The organism is Nocardia sp. JMUB6875, assembly GCF_041154655.1.
Classification (GTDB): Bacteria; Actinomycetota; Actinomycetes; order Mycobacteriales; family Mycobacteriaceae; genus Nocardia.
Map to the genome: position 1 here is coordinate 1 of NZ_BAAFGR010000065.1, position 17388 is coordinate 17388.

A 17388-nucleotide genomic window follows, 5' to 3' on the forward strand; every position below is an offset into this window, starting at 1 on the left:
AGGGCCGTGGGGGCGGTGATGTCGAGACCGTCGGTGGTGGCGGTCGATGAGGTGAAGGGGACGATCGCCGGGAATCCGTCGGACTGGCGGTAGGCGAGCAGGTGATGCGGCAGCTTCGCGGCCCGGCGCGCGGCCTTGGAGGTGTCGACGCGGGGGCCGGCGCCTTTGGCCGGGGGCTTTTGTGGCGCAGGGGGTTTCGATGGCAGCGGCTCGCCGAGCACCTCGGGCTCACCGGACGCCGTGAGGTCGGGCCACACGATGATCCGCTGCACCTCGACGGTGACCAGCACCCGATCGGCGTAGTAGGCGCTGAGCCAGCGGTCCCAGAAGGGGCCTCGCCGTGGTGGACCCAGATAGGGCGTCGCCTGCTCGCCGATTGTGTCGAGTGCGGCGCGGTCCGGGTGCGGATCGAAGGTGGCCGTGCCCTGAACCAGGACGAAGCGTTGGTTGGCGGGATCGGCCAGACCGTGGGTGCGCGCGTGATAGGCCAGTGCGACGCGGGGATCCCGCTTGATTCGCAACAGTTTCCGGCCGAAGCCCAGCGACGTCGTGACCCCGACCGTGCCACGTTCCCGATCCCGCAACCCGATCGGCGCCACCGCCGACACGACCGCGCCGCCCGCATCGGTATTGCATGCCAGCGCGCAGGTCAGGTCCCCGCCGAGCACCTCGTCCACCTCGTCCGGCCAGGTCACCACCATGCCGCTGAGTCTAGGAACCGGCCGCGGATTCCGCCGGGGTTCCGGGTGTCCGAATACCGCCGAACGCCATGGCGGATTCCCGCCGGTGATCGGGTCTCGGCTCGGCCAGAGTGGGTGATGGCAAGAGAACGGATCGACCAAGGAGGAAGAGATGACCGTGTACACGACCATGGCGAGCCCGGTCGGGGAACTGCTGCTGGTGGGGGAGATTCGGGAAGGGGCGGTGGTCTTGACCGCCGTGTCGATGGCCGGGAACAAGAGCGTTCTCGTGCGGCCCGAGTGGACGGCCGACGTGGACGCGTTCGCGACCATCATTCCGCAGCTGTCCGCCTACTTCGCGGGCGAGCGGACCGGGTTCGACATTCCCTTCGGGGAGAGCGGGACCGAATTCCAGCGGCGAGTGTGGCGGGCGCTGGAGGAGATTCCCTACGGCAGCACCACCACCTACGGCGAGATCGCCCGGCGCATCGGAGCGCCGCGGGCAGCGGTGCGGGCGGTCGGATCGGCGATCGGGGCCAATCCGCTGTTGATCGTGCGGCCCTGCCACCGGGTGATCGGGGCCGACGGGTCGCTCACCGGGTACGCCGGAGGCGTGGAGCGCAAGCGTCGGCTGCTGGAGCTGGAGGTCGCGTGATGTCGGCCGCCACGCTGGAGTCGGTGTGGGCCGGGCGGGTCGCCCAGCAGGACTGGGCGGCCCTGGCCGCGGAGCTCGACGGGCAGGGGCATGCGCTCATGGGGCAGCTGCTCACCGAACAGGAATGCCGCACGCTCGCAGGGCTTTACGACGAGGAGGCACGGTTCCGGTCGACGATCGATATGGCCCGGCACCGGTTCGGAGAGGGAGAGTATCGGTACTTCACGCACGAGCTGCCCGAGGTCGTGCGCGAGTTGCGGGCGGCGTTGTATCCGAAACTGCTTCCCATCGCGCGGGATTGGGCCGAGCGGCTGGGACGCCCGGGCACCTGGCCGGAAGACCTCGAGCAGTGGATCGCGCAGTGCCATCGGGCGGGGCAGGTGAAGAGTTCGCAGATCCTGCTGCGGTATGGGCCCGGGGATTGGAACGCACTGCATCGAGACCTGTTCGGGGACATGGTGTTTCCGCTGCAGGTCGTGATCGGGCTGGACCAGCCCGGCGAGGACTACACCGGCGGCGAGTTCCTCATGGTCGAGCAGCGGCCGCGGGCGCAATCCCGGGGCGCAGCAATGACATTGCCGCAGGGGCACGGGCTGATCTTCACCACCCGCGACCGCCCCGTGCGCGGTGCGCGCGGCTGGTCGGCCGCGCCCATGCGGCACGGCGTGAGCCTCGTGCGCTCCGGGCGGCGGCGCACCCTCGGGCTCGTCTTCCACGACGCCTGAGGCCCGGCCATGGAATACACCCTGCTCGGCCCGGACGGCCGCCCCTACCGCAGCCGCACCCCTGGCACCCTCGGCGGCCACCGCCGCCTGCGGATCTACGGCCGCCTGGACTGCCCCGCCGCCCTGCGCGCCCTCGCCCGCGGCGGCTACGCCCCGCAGCGAGTCTTCTTCGCCGATGAGCACACCGCGATAGCGGCCGGATATCGCCCGTGCGCGGTGTGCTCCCGCGCCGCCTACCGGGCCTGGCAGGTCCGCCGCAGCAATTGATGCAGACCAGTCGGTAGCTAGGATTGCGGGCGAACCGGCCCGGTATCGGCCGGACCGTTAGTGGCCGGTGACGTGGAAACCTATTCTGGGGGGCGTGAGTGTGGAAACTGTCGATGAGCCGGGTCCGTTGCCGCGTGGCCGGCACGGACTGACTCGCGAACAGGTCGAGGCCTCGCAGTACCGGCGGCTGTGCACCGCGGTACTGGAGGCGGTGGGGGAGCTGGGGTACGCGGCCACCACGGTCGCCGATATCGTGACCCGCGCCCAGGTGGCGCGCCGGACCTTCTACGCGGTCTTCGGCGGCAAGGACGAATGCTTCGCCGCCGCATACGATCTGGCGGTCGGCGCGGCCCTGGAGCAGCTGCGCGAGACGGTCACCGGACTCGAGGGCGTGAATTTCGCGGAGCGGGTGCGGATCTCCTTCGAGATCTATCTCAATGTGCTGGCCATGCAGCCGGGCGCGGCGCGGGCGCTGTACATCGAAACCCTCGCCGCCGGACCGGGACTGATCGAGCACCGGCTGCGCGTGCACGAGCGATTCGCCGACTACATCATGGCGGTGGTGCGCGTCGGCGTCCGCGACGGCGACCTGGCCGCCGAACCGGACCGCCAGCTCATCGACATGCTGCTCGGCGGCATCGACGACCGGGTGCGCGCGTGCCTGCACCAGAAGGGCGCGCAGGCCCTGCCGGAGCTGGCGCCGCTGTTCACCCGCACGGCCATCGCGATCTCGACCACGCCCGCGCCCTGAGGCCGGCCCGCACCCGGGTGCGGCTGTTGGTCACCACAATCGCGTAGATCACACGGCGGGCAGCGCTGTCACCTGGCACAGCGCCGGTGACACGGGCCACATCCGGATCCTACGGTCGCAAGCGGATTCGACGTCGAATCCGCTCTAGGCAGTAGGGGAGATTTCATGAGGCCGACCATCCGCACCCTCGGCAGGACCGTGTTCGCCGGCGCCACCGTTCTCGCGGTCGCCTGCGCGACCGGCGTGGCGAGTTCCGAACCGGGCGGCACCGGAAGCAGTTCCGGTTCGGCGATCGTCAGCACCGCCTCGGACACGGTCGGCGTCGGCCCGGAGATGTCGGCCTATCTCGCGGCCTTCGCCTTCAGCCTGGCCAATCCGGATGCCGCGCCGCCGGGATCCAATGACTGGAACTGCAAGCCGAGTGCCGAACATCCGCGCCCGGTGGTGCTCGTGCACGGCACCTGGCTCAACACCTACGACAGCTTCTCGTTCCTGTCCCCGCAGGTCGCGCGCGCCGGATTCTGCGTCTTCGCCTTCAACTTCGGTCGTGAAACCCCGTTGGGCGGCGGCGGATTCGGTGCGATCCTGCCCGGCCGCTACGGCGTCGGGCCGATGGAGGACTCGGCGAAGCAACTCGGGCAGTTCGTCGACCGGGTACTGGCGGCCACCGGCGCACCCGCCGTCGATGTGATCGCGCACTCCCAGGGCGGTCCGGTAACCACCCAGTTCATGAAATTCGATGGCGGACAGGGGAAGGTGCGCAAGGTCATCACCTTCGGCGCGACCACGCACGGCACCTCGCTGCTGGGCCTCGCGAGCCTGGGCCGGTTCATCACCAACCTGGGCCTCGACATCCTCGGCTTCTATCAGCCGCTCATCGGTCAGTCCAATACCCAGCAGGTCGTCGGGTCTGCGTTCTACGCCAAGTTGAACGCCGACGGCGACACCGTGCCGGGCGTCGACTACACCGCCGTCGGCACCACGCACGACGAGATCTCCAACCCCTACGACTGGACCTTCCTGACCCCGGGCCCCGACGCCACCGTGGAAAACGTCACGCTGCAACAGGGTTGCCCCGAGGACGTGTCCGACCACTTGACCATCATGTACTCGCCTCGCGCGGCCTCCATCGCCCTGCACGCCCTGGATCCGGCCGCCCACCCGAACCTGGTCTGCACCTTCAACCCCTGGGTCATCGGCGGCAGCGGCCACATCTGATCGCCCCGCACTCCCATTCGTTCTCGGAAAGGATCCCCATGACGATCGGCGACGCGGTCGAATTCGACGGCCTCGAGGCGGAATTCGAGCCACCGCGCCCGCGACCGCTGCTGCCCGGCCTGGACCCGTTCTACCGGTCGCCGATCGATCCGGGATCCGTCGCGCCGGGCACCATCCTGCGCTGGCGGCGGGTGCGGCTGGGTCTGCTCGGCGGCATTCCGCAGCGCGTGCGCGCCTGGCAATTGCTGTATCGCAGTACCGATCTGGACGGCCGACCCGAGGCGGTGGTGACGACGGTGCTGCTGCCCTGGGACGCCGAACCGTCGGAGCACCGGCCGCTCATCTCGTTCCAGTGCGCCATCGACGCGGTCGCCGAGAAATGCTTCCCCTCCTACGCATTACAGCATCGCGCCCGCGCCCTGGGCGCGATCCCGCAGGTGGAGTTCCCGCTCATCGCCGCCGCCCTGGCGCGCGGCTGGGCGGTCTCGGTGCCCGATCACGGGGGACCCAACGGCCACTTCGGCGCGGCCCGCGAACCGGGCCTGCGCGCCCTCGACGGCTTGCGCGCCGCGCTGCGCTTCGAGCCCCTGGGCCTGCACCCGCGCACGCGAATCGGCCTGTGGGGCTACTCCGGTGGCGGCCTGGCCACCGCGTGGGCGGCGGAGCTGGCCGCGAGCTACGCCCCCGAACTCGATATCGCCGGCGCGGTGGCGGGCTCACCGGTGGGCGATCCGGCCAATGCCTTCGTGCGCCTGAACGGCTCGCCCTTCGCGGGTTTCGCCATGGTCTTCACCGCCGGGCTGCGCCGCGCCTATCCGCGCCTGGACGATACGGTCCGCGAGGTCGTCTCCGCCGAGTACCTCGAATTCCTCGACCGCGCGGAGGATATCGCCACCTTCCCGCTGCTGGCGCGCTACGCGGGGCGAAATGCCAGCCAGCACATCAAAGGTGGCCTGGGCGCTCTCCTCACCCGCCCCGTCATGCGCGCCGTGCTCGAGGACATCCGTCCCGGCGTCCAGGCTCCCGCCATGCCGCTGCTGGTCGTGCAGGGCGTCAACGACGAGGTGATCGCCGTCGCCGATGTCGATGCCCACGTTCAGCGCTACCGCGCCCACGGCGCGCACGTCCGCTATCTGCGCGACCGGCTCAGCACCCATCTTCCCTTGCAGTTCATCGCGATTCCGGTCATGGTCGACTGGCTGGCCGACCGGCTCGCCGACCGCCCGCTGCCGCCGTCGGAGAACCGCACGGTGTGGTCGGTGGCCGCCTCACCACGCGCCCTCGTCGAGCACGCTCACTTCATCGCGCTGCTGGCGACCATGTGCTCGGGCCGCCCGATCCGCACCCGCTCGGCCTTCCGGTAACTCCGCGCCACCAGCGCCGACCGCAGATACCACAACCCGGACGGCTGCGCCGGATCGAATCCGGTCAGCTGTCCGATCCGTTTGAGCCGATTGTCGACGGTATTGGTGTGCACACCCAGCAGGCGCGCGGTATGCCGTCGGCTCAGATCGTTGCCGATGTGGCGGCGCAGCGTCTCCAGCAGCTCGGGGTACTCGTCCAGCGGATCCAGCAGTGTCCCAAGGTATTCGCGCCCCGGCCCCGGCCGGGTGAGCTGATATTCCATGGCCAGCGCGTCGAACCGGTGCAGTCCGGGCGCGCACTCCAGCCGGTGCACCATGTCCAGCAGCTCGTGCGCCTGGTCCGCCGCGTCCGGAATGCGTTGCGTCTCCGCGTGAATCACCGTGCCGGTGATCGGAACCTGTGCGGCGGTGGACAATCCGGCCAGCAGGTCGTCCAGCTCGGCGATGGTCGTCGCGCTCGCGGGCAGCAGGACGGTCCCGCCGTCCGCGCTCAGCAGCGACAGCGCCTTGCCCTCGCACCGGCCGGCCAGCTCGGACTGGATGCGCCGCAGCTTGCGCCGCGCCACCACCTCACCGTCCACCCGCGGATCGGATTCGCCCGGATGCGCCGGAATGCTCAGCGCCAGAATGTAATACGACTCGTCGATCTCGATGCCACCCGCGCGCGCCATGGTCGAGGTGGGATGCCCGGCCAGCAGCGCCGAAGCCACCGTGTGGACCGCCGTGTGATGCTCGGCCACCACGGCCCGGTGCTCGCGCACGTACGCCACCGCGAATGCCGAATCCACCATGGCCAGCACCTCGAACAGCCGCCGCGCGGTCACCGCCAGCCGCGCGTAATCCTCGGGTCCGGTGGCGTCCACGATGAGGTCGAATCCCAGCGCGAACCCGTCGTGCACGGCCCGGTGAATGGTCCCGATGGGAATGCCCTCCCGCGCCCAGTCCGCACCCGCGCGTTGCAGCCGTTCGATTTTGGCGCTCACATCGCGGCCGTCCAGGACCCCGGCCGCGAGCTCCAGACAGGTGCGGGTGACGGTGGTGACCTCCCCGCGCAGCGCGTCGCCGGGCAGCGTGCCGCAGCGGGCCACGTGCTCGGCGAAATGCGCCACCAGCGCGGTGGACAGACTCCGCGCATCCCGCAGGGGACCGGAGATCGGTGCGGCCGACCCGGTTTCGGCGGATCCGGATGCCGCGAGCGGATGCCGTGCGCTGCCCACGGTGCTCATTGCCTTCGCCATGCCGATTCCTCCGCAAACCTCTGGGAACGCCAGCGTTCCTACTGGCCCGTAACTGTAGCCTGGGTCACCTTGCGCGGCAATATGCTTGACCGGAAACGGCGAAAACCGCACTGCGCCTTGGGGACAGCAGTGCGGTTCTCGGCAGGGGCGTCGATCAGCGGGTCAGGCCGGAGAAGAACTCCCGGATATCACCCGCCAGCAGCTCCGGCACCTCGAGCGCCGGGAAATGCCCGCCGGAGTAGAACTCCGACCAGTGCACGATATTGTGCGCCTTCTCCGCGAACCGCCGGATGGCGAAGTCCGCGGTGGTGAACACCGCGACACCGGTGGGCACGGTGCCCTTCGGCTTGGGCGCGAACATGGTGTAGTCGTGGAAGCGCTCGTAGTAGTAATTCGCCGCGCTGCGGGCGGTATCGGTGAGCCAGTAGACGGCCACGGTGGTCAGGATCTTGTCCCGATCGATGGCCTGCTCGGGCAGTTCGTGGCTCGCGTCGGTCCACTCCTTGTACTTCTCCACGATCCAGCCCAGCTGCCCGGCGGGCGAATCCGCCAGCAACTGCGCCAGCGTGTTCGGCCGGGACCCGGCCAGATTCATGTACGCCGACCCGTCGTCCTGCCACTGCTTCATGGCCGCCAGCCGCTGCTGCTCGGCCTCGGTGAGCGCGGCCATATCGGCGGGATCCCCGGTGGGGAAGGTGACCAGGGCATTGGCGTGCACGCCGATCACGTGCTCGCCGTGCTCGCGGGCCAGGCGCGGTCCCACGAACGCGCCGTGGTCGCCGCCCTGCACGCCGTAGCGCTCGTAGCCCAGCCGCGCCATGAGCTCGGCCAGCGCGGCGGCGACTTTGCCGTCGTGCCAACCGGTTTCGGTGAGCGGGCCGGAGAAACCGTGGCCGGGCAGGGTCGGGATGACCAGGTGGAAGGCCGGGGCCTGCGGGTCGCCGTGGGCGGCCGGATCGGTCAGCGGGCCGATCAGGTCCAGGAAATCGGCCGGGGTGCCGGGCCAGCCGTGGATCAGCAGGAGCGGGGTGGCGTCCTCGCGTTCGGACCGGATGTGCAGGAAGTGCACGTTCTGGCCGTCGATGGTGGTGGTGAACTGCGGATATTCGTTCAGCCTCGCCTCGATGGCGCGCCAATCGAACTTCTCGGCCCAGTAGGCGGCGAGCTCGCGCAGGTAGGCGGTGGGCACCCCGCGCTCCCAGCCGGTGCCCGGGACCTCGTCGATCCAGCGGGTGCGGGTCAGGCGCTCGCGGAGATCGTCCAGGTCGGCCTGCGGGATGTCGATGCGGAAGGGGCGGATGTCATTGCTGCTCATGACATCGAGTTTTCCGGTAAAGAGGGGGTCCCCACATCACGACAATTCATTATTTAGCGGACAAGCTGGGTGCTTTACCCGTGTCACGGCATGATCAGGGGGTGGTGAGTTACCCCGGTAGTAGCGCCCTGGTCGGTCGGGCGGCGGAAGTGTCCGCGCTCGTGGCGGCGGCGGGTGATCCGGACACGCACGCGGTGCTGGTCGCCGGGGAGGCCGGGATCGGCAAATCGCGACTGGTCGCGGAGTTCACCGAGCGGCTCGATCCCGAGACGCTGGTGCTGATCGGCCGCTGTCCGGAGCTCGGCACCGGCGGGCTGGCCTTCGCGCCCTTTCTGGCGGTGCTGCGCGGACTGGTCCGGCAGCTCGGCGTCGAGGCGGTGGCGGAGCTGCTGCCGCCGCGCCCGGCATTGGCGAACTGGTTGCCGCAGTTGGCCGTTCACACCGGTGGCGCGGCGGCCGAGGCCGACCGTATCCGGCTGTTCGGCGAAATCCTCACGGTGCTGGAGCAATTGGCGTTGAACCGGCCCGTGGCGGTGATCCTCGAGGACCTGCACTGGGCCGATGACGCCAGCCGGGATCTGCTCACCTTCCTGACCGCCAACCTCACCGACGCGGGGACCTTGCTGGTCGGCACCTACCGCCCCGGTGAGGCCGGACCGCTGCGCGGCCTGGTCGCCGAACTGCGCCGCAATCCCGGCGTGCGCGTCCTGGATCTGCACCCGCTGACCCGCCACGAGGTCGGCCGCCAGCTCGCCGCGCTGCTCGGCCGCGAACCCGAACCACGGCTCATCACAACGGTTTTCGACCGCAGCGGCGGCAATCCACTGTTCGTCGAGGCGCTCGGCCAGGCGCCCGACGAGGTGCCCGCGGACCTGACCGACCTGCTGCTCGGCTTCCAGGCCGGCCTCTCCGCTCATGCGCACACCACCGTCCGCCTCGCCGCGGTGATCGGCTCCCCGATCCGCCACGACCTGCTCTCCGCCGCCATCGACCTGCCGCCCGGCGAACTGCACACCGCCCTACGCGAATTGGTCGACCGCCACCTGCTGCTGCCCACCGACACCGGCTACGAATTCCGCCACGTCCTCATCCGCCAGGCCATCCACGACGACCTGCTCCCCGTCGAACGCACCCGCCTGCACACCCGCCTCGCCGACGTCCTGCGCGCCGAAACCCTGCTCCCCACAGCCGATCTCCTCGCCGAACTCGCCCACCACGCCCAGGCCGCCGGCGACCTGCCCCAAGCCCTCATCGCCACCTGGTCCGCCGCCGCGGCCGCACCGGCCGTCCACCCGGAGCGCCTGCGCCTACTGGAGCAGATCCTCTCCCTCCGGGACCGCGTCCAGAATCCCGAATTGCTGGTCCGCACAGCGAAAATCGACATCCTCGAGCAGATAGTCGAGGTGGCCGTCGCAATCGGCGCGACCGAACGCGGCATAGCCGCCGCGGACGCCGCCCTCGCCATCCTCGATCCGGGTGGCGGCGCCTCGAACCGAACGGGCGAGACCGTCGGCGAATCCCGCACAGCGGGGCACGAACCGGGTGTGGCCGGGTTCGGGTCCGAGCGGCTGGCGCGGCTCTATCGGTGGCGGGCCTATTTGCGCGGGACCACCGGGGCGGGGCCGGGGGAGGATCTGGCGCGGGCCTTGGCGTTGTTGCCCGAGGAATCCGCGGGTGCCGAAAGAGCCGAGGCACTGGTGCAGTCGGCGTCGGCGCGGATCTTCCGGGGCGACGCGGTCGGCTCGGCGGCGGACGCGCGGGCGGCGCTGGCGATCGCACAGCGACTGGGGGCCGACGCATTGGTCGCGCGAGCCCACGCCCATCTCGGACTGGCGGGTGCCGCCGCATCCGAGGTGGCGGCGGCACCCGCCGCGGGGATTGCGGGCGCGGCGGCTGCCGACGGGGCGGTCTCGGCGGATAGTCCCGTGGGAGAGGGCCTCGCTACGGTCGCTGCCGCGTCGGTTGGCGAGGGTGCGGAGGTCACCAGGCCGAACGGAACCGATTGGGCGCTGGCGCATTTCGCGCAGGCCCATCGGGCGGCCGCCGCGGCGGGGGATGCGCGGATCGTGGTGGATGTGGCGACGTGGGAGTCGGCGCTGCTGGTGGGGGCGGGGCGGTACGAGGCGGCCATCGCGGCGGTGCGGCAGGGATTGCGGGCCGCACACGAGTCGTTCCGGTTCACCGAATCCGCGCCGATTCTGTTCGTGAAGTGGGCGCAGGCGCTGGCGGCGCTGGGGCGGTGGGACGAGGCCAGGGGTGTGGTGGACGAGACTCAGTTCGAGGAGTTGCCGCCGCTGAGTCGGGCGGCCATGCGGTTGTGTTTCGCGCGAATTTCCTTGGCGGAGGGTGATTCCGGGGCGGCGCGGGAGGCGGCGGACGAGGTGGGTCGGCTGCTGGGGGACAGTCCCTGGGCCGCGCAGTACCGGCTCGAACTGGTCGCGCTGAATTGCGCGCTGGCGCTGGAGGCGGCCGAGGAGGAGCGCGTGGCCGCGGCGCTCGCCGACCTGCTGTCCGACGCGGTCGGCGCGGCCAGCCTGTACGCGCATCCGCACGAGGCGTGGCCGCTGGTGGTGCTGGCGGCCCGAACCGCCGGAGCCCCGGCGGAATTGCTCGCCATGGGCGATTCGCTGCCCACGGCCTCCCCGGTCGATGCCGCCCAGCGCGCCGTCTTCACCGCGCACCTGGCCGGTTCGGCCGCCCGCTGGGCCGACGCGGTGACCGCGTGGCGGGCGGTCGAACGGCCCTACGACATCGCCACTTCGCTGCTCGCACTCGCGGAATCCGCGGCGGCCGAGGGGAATCGGGTCGAGTCCGGCGCGGCCTTGCGTGAATCGATAGACATCGCAACCCGGCTCGGTGCCGTGCCGCTGCGAGATGCCGCGCGCACCGTCTCGGAGCGGGCGCGCATCTCCGTCGACGGATCCACGGCACAACCCTCGAAGCCCCAGGGCGGCAGCGCTTCCGGGCGCTTCGGACTCACGCCGCGCGAACTGGACGTGCTGCGGCTGGTGGCCAAGGGCCTCAGCAATCGGGGCCTGGCCGCGGAGCTGTTCATCAGCGCCAACACCGCCGGTGTCCACGTCTCGCGGATCCTCACCAAACTGGGTGTAGCCAGCCGCACCGAGGCCGCCGCCTTCGCCCACGAGCACGGCCTGCTGGGCTCGGGCGACAACGATTGAACCTCAGGGGCAATCGCTAGGGTGGGGAGATGGTGATGGGTAGAGGCGTGTTGGTGACCGGGGCATCGCGGGGGATCGGGAGGGCGATCGCCAAGGGGTTCGCCGCGCGGGGGGATCGGGTGGCGGTGCACTATTCGTCGCGGAAGGCCGAGGCGGAGCAAACGTTGAGCGAGTTGGCCGGGGACGGGCATGTGCTGATCGGCGGCGATGTGTCCGACGCCGATCAGGCCGCCCGGATCGTGGCGGAGGCGATCGCGCAGTTGGGCACGGTGCACGTCCTGGTCAACAACGCGGCGATCAACCTGCCGCACCCCCTGCCGATGACGGATTACCTGGAATGGCAACAGGTTTGGCGGCAGACGGTGGACGTGAACCTGCTCGGGACCGCCAACGTCTCCTACCGCGTGGCCCGCCACATGATCGACAACGAGGTGCCCGGCCGCATCGTGAACATCGGTTCGCGCGGGGCGTTTCGCGGCGAGCCCGATCACCCGGCCTACGGCGCGACCAAGGCGGCGGTACAGGCGCTCGGGCAGTCCCTCGCACTCTCGTTGGCCCCCTACGGAATCGGCGTGGCATCCGTCGCACCGGGTTTCGTCGCCACCGAACGGGTGGCCGAGCGGGTCACCGACGCCGTACGCGCCCAGAGCCCGTTCGGCCGGGTGGCCGAACCCGCCGAAATCGCCGCCGCCGTCACCTACCTCGCCTCCCCGGAGGCGCTCTGGAGCTCGGGCACGGTGCTGGACGTCAACGGCGCGTCCTACATCCACTGACGACCCGGCATCCGGAAATGAACGAGCCCCCTCGGCGATCCGAGGGGGCTCGAACGTTTTCGCGGCGGAACCCGCCTACGGCACGACCTCGACCATGTCACCCGGGTTGAGGTAGTTGAAGAACTCGCGGGCCCCGTCCGGCGTCATCCGGATACAGCCGTGCGACTTCTTGTCCACCGGTCCGATGTGGAAGGCGATGTCCCCGTTGAAGAACACCGCGTACTCCATCGGCGCGTTGTGCATGGTGCTCCAGTGGAACGGCTTCTTGAACGACACGTGGAACACGCCCGGCGGGGTCTCGTAGCCGGGCATGCCGTGCGAGATGGGGGTGGGGCCGAAAATGACCTTGCCGTTGTCCATCAGCCACGCCTCGTTGGTGCCGAGCTTGAGGCAGGCGCGGGCGCCCGCCGTCGCGCACGGCGCGTTGACATCGCTGGGGGCGATGCCGGGGATGATCGCGGGGACGCCGGGCACGTCCGGGCCCCCGGGCCACAATGGTTCGGCTTGCGCGGGCACCGCCGCGATTCCAGCGACCGCGACTCCGGCGAACACCGCCGACCGCGTCGCCAAGCCGAGGGAACTTCTGCTCATCATCGAGTCTCGACCCTCTCCTAGCCTTGGCCCGCCACCCTGTTCAATGCCGCCTGTCAGGGCGAAGGACATCTCTCCGTTGGAACGAGCATGGGACCACTGGGTACCGAGATCATTCTGACTGGTGCGAACGATGATTCGCGGGATAAAGCGCCGACACGCCCGCCGGAACGCGCGGGCACGCCGGTATCACCGCGCGCTCGGGTGTGGCGAAAGAGGCGGATCACCGCACCGGCGGCAGGATGTCACCGCACCGGCGGCAGGGTCCGCTCGTTGGGATCGACCCCGGTCGGCATGTGCGCGCCATTGTTCGGCACATCCGGTCGCGGGGCATTCGACGAACCGCGAATCTGCTGCGCGGCCTGCGGATCATCGCAGTAGTTCCAGCGCCCGAAGGTGCCGTCGGTCACTACGAACGGCGCCAGCGCGGGCACCGAGTACTGGCACCACGGCCGCGGCCAGGTATCGAACACCGCGTAGAACTCGCCGTGGTGGGCGGGCACACCCATCGCCGAGGTGCCGACCACCAGCGACGGAAACAGCACGCGCACCGCCGGAATCCGCAGCAGCGCCGCCTTCACGATGGCCGACATGGTGGTGGCCAGGCTCTGGATCGGATCCATGTTCTTCTCGATAATGTCGTTGGCGAGGCCCAGCTGCCCGGGCGCGTTGTCGAGCAGCCGCCGCAATTCGCCGTCCGCCACCCGCGCCTGGTCGACCAGCAGCCGCGAATTGCGGGTCAGCGTGCCGAGATCCGGCTGCGCGTGCGAGGAGGTGCCCGCGATGACGCGCAGGTTCTCGATGAGGCTCACCGTCTGCGGCAGCCGGTTGTCCAGTCCGGTGGTGGCCAGGCTCAGCCCGTCGATGAGGCCGCGCAACTGCTCGGGACCGCCGCTGAGCGCGGTATTCAGATTGTCGAGAATGACCGCGTATTTGTCCGGATCGATCTGTGCGATCAGTTCATTGCTGTCGGCGAGGGTCTCCCAGATCGGGGTCGGCGTGCTGGTCTGCTCGGGATCGAACGGAATCACCTGCCCGTCGCGCAGGTAGGGCGGCTGGTCGGTGCGCGGCCGGAAGTCGATGTACTGCTCACCCGCGCCGGACAGCGCCCCGACATGGATCTCGGTATCGGCCGGAATGCGGTACCGGTCATCGATTTCCGCGATCGCCGCGATCGCGCCGCCGCCGTCGATGATGTCGACCGACCGGACCGACCCCACCCGATACCCGCGCCAGGTCACGTCGTTACCGGCCTGCAAACCGCCGGAACGATCCAGCTGCACGGTCACCGCGTAGGTGCTCCCCGGCCGCTGCACGCGCGCGATATCGATCGCCAGATACCCGGCGCCGAGCAGCAGGAGCACTACCAGAGCAAGATTTCCGACCAAGATCTTGTGCCCGCGCAGCACGTTCAAGGAGCCGCCTCCACCGCTGAATACAGCCAATTGGGTTCGATGCACAGCAAATACCAGGCGAAACTGCGCGCAATCTAACCACAGGCCGGGCGGCGGCCCGGGGCGGGCTAATGCGGGGTGTCGTCGAGCAGGCCGAGTCGAGCCGCGCGGACGCCGATCTGGAAGCGGCTCCGGACACCGAGCACGGTCATGAGATCGGCGATGTGGCGGCGATAGGTGCGCAGCGACATGCCCAGCCGGCGCGCCGCGGCCTCATCGATGAGCCCCAGGTTGAGCGCGTTCAGCACGGCCCGGTCGGTGTCGTCGATCTCGACGCGTTCGTCCTCGGCCCGCCCGCCCAGTCCGTGCCCGGATTGCCAGCTCAGCACGGCGAATTGGTGCAGCGCGCGCAGCAGCGCCGGTTCGCGGACCAGATAGGCATAGGGATGATCGGCTCCCGCCCCGCTCCACAGCACCGCCACCTTGCGATCGATGATGAGCGCGTTGTGGAAGTCGTTGTCGGTGACCCGGATCTGCGCGCCCCGCGCGGAATGCCGCAGCAGCGGTTGGCGATCGCGCGTCTCCAGATAGTCGGGGGAGTACAGCAACCGCACCTGTTTGCCCGCGGTCAGCAGATCGTCGACGACCACCTGCCCCAGCCGCAGATGATCCCGGGAGGGCGCGGGATTGGAGACCGCCACCACGGCCTCCTGGCGCGCGTACGTCAGCAGCCGGTGGACATCCTGATCCCAGTGCCCCTCCTGGCTGAACCGGACGATTCCGGTGGCCGGGCTGCCGATGCGCTTGGTCATCACTCCCCGATCGTGACGGCGGTCCGGGCGCAACGCGGCGGAGTTGGCAGCTTCCTGCCACCCGCCCGAATGCGGGCTGCCCGCTTCGTACGTTTCGCCCATGCACATCAGTTGTAGCGAAGACCAGGACCGATTGCGCAAGCGACTGCGCGAATACTTCGCCGACCTCGTCACCCCGGACGTCCGGGCGGCGCTGCGGGCGGGTCCGGGCGGCGAGCACGGCGACGGGACCGTCTACAAGCAGATCGTCCGGCAACTGGGCCGCGACGGCTGGCTGGTGCTGGGTTGGCCGGAAGAGCATGGCGGGCAGGGCCGTCCGATGCTCGATCAGTTGATCTTCCTCGACGAGGCCGCCGCTGCGGGCGTGCCGCTGCCCTATCTGACCGTCAATACCGTCGGGCCGACCATCATGCGCTACGGCACCGATGCGCAGAAGTCGTACTTCCTGCCCCGCATCGCCCGGGGCGAATTGCACTTCTCCATCGGCTATTCCGAGCCCAGCGCGGGCACCGACCTGGCCTCGCTGCGCACCCGCGCGGTCCGCGACGGCGACGACTACGTGATCAACGGCGAGAAGATGTGGACCAGCCTCATCGAATACGCCGACTACATCTGGCTGGCCGCGCGCACCGACCCCACCGTGGGCAAGCACGCCGGGCTGTCCATCTTCATCGTTCCCACCACGGCCCAGGGCTTTTCGTGGACCAAGGTGCACACCATGGCCGGGGTCGGCACCAGCGCCACCTACTACTCCGATGTCCGGGTGCCCGCCGCGAACCTCGTGCACGGTGAGAACCAGGGCTGGGCGCTGATCACCAACCAGCTCAATCTCGAACGCGTGGCGCTGGCCTCGGCCGCGCCGCTGCGGGAGTCGCTGCGGCAGGTGACCGCGTGGGCGCGCGCGACCGTGCGGCCCGACGGCTCCCGCGTCATCGACGCCGAATGGGTGCGCCTGCACCTGGCCACTGTGCACGCGCACGCCGAATACCTGAAGCTGCGCAACTGGCGCACCGCGTGGGCGGCCGATCGCGGCGAACTCGGACCGGCGGAGGCCTCGGCCACCAAGGTCTTCGGCACCGAGTTCGCCATCGAGGGGTACCGGCTGCTCATGGAGGTACTCGGCGCGGAGGCGGTGATCCGCGCGGATTCGCCGGGCGCGCTGCTGCTCGGGCGGCTGGAACGCTGCCACCGCTCGGCGCTGATCCTGACCTTCGGCGGCGGCATCAACGAGGTGCAGCGCGACATCATCGCCAAGACCGCCCTCGGCCTGCCCGTCACCCGCTGAATACAGGAGTAGCACAATGGATTTCGAATACACCGAGGCGCAGCGGGAGCTGTCGGGGCTGGCGCGCGAGGTGCTGGCGGATTGGGCCGAGCGGAACCCGCGGCCCGACGACAGCGGCTTCGATCCCGAGCTGTGGAAAGCCTTGGCGGGCACCGGATTACTGGAAGCCGCGCTGCCCGAACGCGGGTACGGGGGTGGCTACGGTCTGCTCGAGCAGTGCTCGATCCTGGCCGAGATCGGCCGGACCGTCGCTCCCGCACCGTATTCCACGAGCATTGCCGTCGGTGCGGCCGTACTCGCCGAATTCGGCGACGATCGTCAGATCGAGCGCTGGATGCCGCCGCTGCTGCGCGGCGAGGCGACGCTGGCCCCGGTCCTCGCCCGCGATTTCGTCTCCTTCGCGGCCGAGCGCCAGGGGAGTGGCTGGCGGATCGACGGCTCGCAATCGGCGGTCGCCGCGGCCGCCTTCGCCGACGCGTTCCTGGTCGAGGCGCGCGCGGGCGCGAATTCGCTGCTGTTCCTGGTGGATCGCGACACCGAGGGGCTGAGAGTCACCGGGCAGCACGTCGTCGACAGCACCGACGCGGCCCTGGTCGAGCTGCGCGGGGTCGTGGTTCCCGACGAGAACGTGATCCCCGCACCCGAGGCGGCAGCCTGGGCGGCCCGGCGCGCCACCCTGGCCACCTGCGCCCTCCAGCTCGGCATTCTCGAACGGGCCCTGGAGATGACCTGCGACTACGCCCGCACCAGAAAGCAATTCGACAAGCCGATCGGTACCTTCCAGGCCGTCCGGCAGCGCCTGGCCGACGCCTACATCGACGTCGAAGCCGTCCGCCTCACCCTCTGGCAGGCCGCCTGGCGCGAATCACAGGCGCTGCCCGCAGATCCCGAGATCGCGGTGGCCAAGTTCTGGGCGGCGCAGGCCGGTCACCGGGTCGCGCACACCGCGGTTCATGTCCACGCCAGCACCGGCATCTACCTCGACTATCCGATGCAGCGCTACTTCACCGCCGCCAAACGCGCCGAGTTCGCGGCGGGCACCGCTACCGCGCAGTTGCGCCGGCTGGGGGCCTGGCTGGATTCGGCCGAGTGCTGAACGCGGGAAACACCGCCGCCTCCCTGGCGACGGCTGTCCCGACTC

General features: G+C 70.0%; 16 protein-coding genes. 10 read left to right on the forward strand and 6 right to left on the reverse strand.

The window, feature by feature from the left end; all coding sequences use genetic code 11:
- The coding region (locus ACAM49_RS18390; protein WP_369636753.1) for a pyridoxamine 5'-phosphate oxidase family protein at nt 1-701 on the reverse strand (701 nt) is incomplete at its 3' end.
- Between the two features lie 151 nt (nt 702-852).
- On the opposite strand from ACAM49_RS18390, the gene ACAM49_RS18395 reads away from it, so the two are divergent.
- The 6 genes from ACAM49_RS18395 to ACAM49_RS18420 all read left to right on the forward strand — a co-directional run bounded on the left by ACAM49_RS18395 (nt 853) and on the right by ACAM49_RS18420 (nt 5660).
- Nucleotides 853-1335 (forward strand): methylated-DNA--[protein]-cysteine S-methyltransferase, encoded by a 483-nt coding sequence (locus tag ACAM49_RS18395; protein WP_369636754.1) that lies wholly within the window; start codon nt 853-855, stop codon nt 1333-1335.
- Nucleotides 1335-2060, forward strand: a complete 726-nt coding sequence (locus ACAM49_RS18400; RefSeq protein ID WP_369636755.1) for a 2OG-Fe(II) oxygenase — start codon at nt 1335-1337, stop codon at nt 2058-2060. Before ACAM49_RS18395 ends, ACAM49_RS18400 begins: the two co-directional genes overlap by 1 nt.
- A 9-nt stretch (nt 2061-2069) precedes the next feature.
- Nucleotides 2070-2327, forward strand: a complete 258-nt coding sequence (locus tag ACAM49_RS18405; protein ID WP_369636756.1) for an Ada metal-binding domain-containing protein — start codon at nt 2070-2072, stop codon at nt 2325-2327.
- 94 nt (nt 2328-2421) lie between these two features.
- A complete protein-coding gene (locus ACAM49_RS18410; RefSeq protein WP_369636757.1) occupies nt 2422-3078 on the forward strand; it encodes a TetR/AcrR family transcriptional regulator in 657 nt (218 codons plus the stop codon).
- Between the two features lie 165 nt (nt 3079-3243).
- Nucleotides 3244-4296: an esterase/lipase family protein gene (locus ACAM49_RS18415; RefSeq protein ID WP_369636758.1), complete on the forward strand. Its 1053-nt coding sequence runs from the start codon at nt 3244-3246 to the stop codon at nt 4294-4296.
- 38 nt (nt 4297-4334) lie between these two features.
- Nucleotides 4335-5660, forward strand: a complete 1326-nt coding sequence (locus ACAM49_RS18420) for a lipase family protein (protein ID WP_369636759.1) — start codon at nt 4335-4337, stop codon at nt 5658-5660.
- Here ACAM49_RS18420 and ACAM49_RS18425 read toward each other — a convergent pair.
- Nucleotides 5591-6898 (reverse strand): PucR family transcriptional regulator, encoded by a 1308-nt coding sequence (locus ACAM49_RS18425; protein WP_369636760.1) that lies wholly within the window; start codon nt 6896-6898, stop codon nt 5591-5593. The two genes, ACAM49_RS18420 and ACAM49_RS18425, sit on opposite strands and share 70 nt — an antisense overlap.
- A gap of 154 nt (nt 6899-7052) precedes the next feature.
- Nucleotides 7053-8213, reverse strand: coding sequence for an epoxide hydrolase family protein (locus ACAM49_RS18430; protein ID WP_369636761.1), 1161 nt, complete (start codon nt 8211-8213; stop codon nt 7053-7055).
- A 104-nt stretch (nt 8214-8317) separates the two neighbouring features.
- Here ACAM49_RS18430 and ACAM49_RS18435 point away from each other — a divergent pair, with 104 nt between their 5' ends.
- Nucleotides 8318-11392 (forward strand): helix-turn-helix transcriptional regulator, encoded by a 3075-nt coding sequence (locus ACAM49_RS18435; RefSeq protein ID WP_369636784.1) that lies wholly within the window; start codon nt 8318-8320, stop codon nt 11390-11392.
- 29 nt (nt 11393-11421) lie between these two features.
- Nucleotides 11422-12165, forward strand: a complete 744-nt coding sequence (locus ACAM49_RS18440) for an SDR family NAD(P)-dependent oxidoreductase (protein WP_369636762.1) — start codon at nt 11422-11424, stop codon at nt 12163-12165.
- Between the two features lie 75 nt (nt 12166-12240).
- Here ACAM49_RS18440 and ACAM49_RS18445 read toward each other — a convergent pair whose 3' ends face one another.
- The 3 genes from ACAM49_RS18445 to ACAM49_RS18455 all read right to left on the reverse strand — a co-directional run bounded on the left by ACAM49_RS18445 (nt 12241) and on the right by ACAM49_RS18455 (nt 15064).
- The gene (locus ACAM49_RS18445) at nt 12241-12756 is read right to left on the reverse strand and encodes a L,D-transpeptidase (protein ID WP_369636763.1); all 516 of its coding nucleotides are present in this window, start codon (nt 12754-12756) and stop codon (nt 12241-12243) included.
- Nucleotides 12757-13001: 245 nt separating this feature from the next.
- Complete coding sequence (locus ACAM49_RS18450; protein WP_369636785.1) at nt 13002-14165, reverse strand: MlaD family protein; 1164 nt, start codon at nt 14163-14165, stop codon at nt 13002-13004.
- Between the two features lie 113 nt (nt 14166-14278).
- Nucleotides 14279-15064, reverse strand: a complete 786-nt coding sequence (locus tag ACAM49_RS18455) for a hypothetical protein (RefSeq protein WP_369636764.1) — start codon at nt 15062-15064, stop codon at nt 14279-14281.
- Here ACAM49_RS18455 and ACAM49_RS18460 point away from each other — a divergent pair.
- Nucleotides 15063-16247, forward strand: coding sequence for an acyl-CoA dehydrogenase family protein (locus ACAM49_RS18460; protein ID WP_369636765.1), 1185 nt, complete (start codon nt 15063-15065; stop codon nt 16245-16247). The two genes, ACAM49_RS18455 and ACAM49_RS18460, sit on opposite strands and share 2 nt — an antisense overlap.
- 16 nt (nt 16248-16263) lie before the next feature.
- A complete protein-coding gene (locus ACAM49_RS18465) occupies nt 16264-17343 on the forward strand; it encodes an acyl-CoA dehydrogenase family protein (RefSeq protein ID WP_369636766.1) in 1080 nt (359 codons plus the stop codon).
- The last annotated feature ends 45 nt before the right edge of the window (nt 17344-17388 follow it).